The organism is Enterococcus sp. LJL98 (genome assembly GCF_054871745.1).
In genome coordinates this window covers 1-1,209 of the sequence record NZ_JBTXLU010000027.1, presented here as the reverse complement: position 1 = coordinate 1,209, position 1,209 = coordinate 1, and the positions used below count along the sequence as shown (strand labels likewise).

The window sequence follows — 1,209 nt, the reverse complement described above, 5'->3', positions numbered from 1 at the left end:
GGCTCTTTAACAATAGGTGTTGGTAAATATTTAGACAATCTTTAGAATAGAGTCAAACGATCAAGCGGCGATTTTCACTGCTTGGTCGTTTTTATTTTTTTGGATGGGCTTTGTTTTAAAATACTTTCCTCGATTGAGAAAAATCCTTGTTTTAAAGTTGATGAAATTTCGAAATCCGTAAGCCGTTCGTTTTAAAACTTTAATATGATTATTTGTGGCCTCTACAGAGCCATTTGAATAGGGTAGCGTAAGGGCGAGGATAATTTCCTTCTGATATTTTTTATAGGTTTTGATTGTTGTTTTAAAGCTCTTTGGGAACAACTTCATTGATTGATTCAATAAACTTTTAAATTCACTCGTTCTTTCCTTTTGTTCTTTTTCTTTTTCTGAATATTGAAGAACACTTAAAAATAATTGATAGATTTCGTAGCCTTGTTTAAGGTCGTCACTGTAAGAGAGTAATCGATCAATGATTTCAGTTTGAGTCAAGTGAGCCTTAAAGGAAGGGCGCCAATAACGCTTTTCCTAGTCTAAGTCCACATTTTTCTTTTGGAGCAATTTCCAATATTTCTTTAGATGTTTCTGACGTTTGTTAGACTGAGAAAATCGTTTCATAATCGCAATTCGATGATTTTGAAAGGACTTACTGATGAGTTGAATAATATGAAAGCGATCAATTAATACTTTCGCTTCTGGAAAAAGCGCTTTTGTTAAAGAAATATAGGGAGCATAAAAGTCAGTAACTACGATTTTTACTTGGTGTCGATCGTTTAAGGAATATCGTTGAAAATAGGCTTCAAGCTTTACTTTTCGTCGGTCTTCTAAGATATCTAATAACCGTGTGTGTTCACCGTCCATTAGGATACAGCTCATTGCGCCCCCTGATTTAAATTCATCAAAACAAAGCACCTTTGGAAGCTCTTGTTTTTCTGGTAATCTCGGTTGATAAAAATGCCTAAGAACTCTTAAGATAGTCATTGTAGCCACACCGATTTGTTTGGCGATATAAGTCATCGATACGTTATCTTCTATCATTGTAGCGATTTTTAACTTCACTCGATTGGAGATTGAGCAGTTAAAATGAGTTAAAGTTGATTCTGCAGTAAAAGTTTGATCGCAGCATTTACATTTGAATCGCTGCTTTTTTAGACGGAGGTATGTTTTATATTCTGAAACCTTGTTTAATTGAGTCATTACTGTTTTGAATCC

At 34.2% G+C, this 1,209-nt stretch carries 1 pseudogene; it reads right to left on the bottom strand.

Features of this window, described 5'->3' with window-relative positions:
- Positions 1–60: 60 nt before the first annotated feature.
- A pseudogene (locus ACYSNO_RS12335) lies at positions 61–1,194 on the bottom strand (ISL3 family transposase).
- Positions 1,195–1,209: the final 15 nt, after the last annotated feature.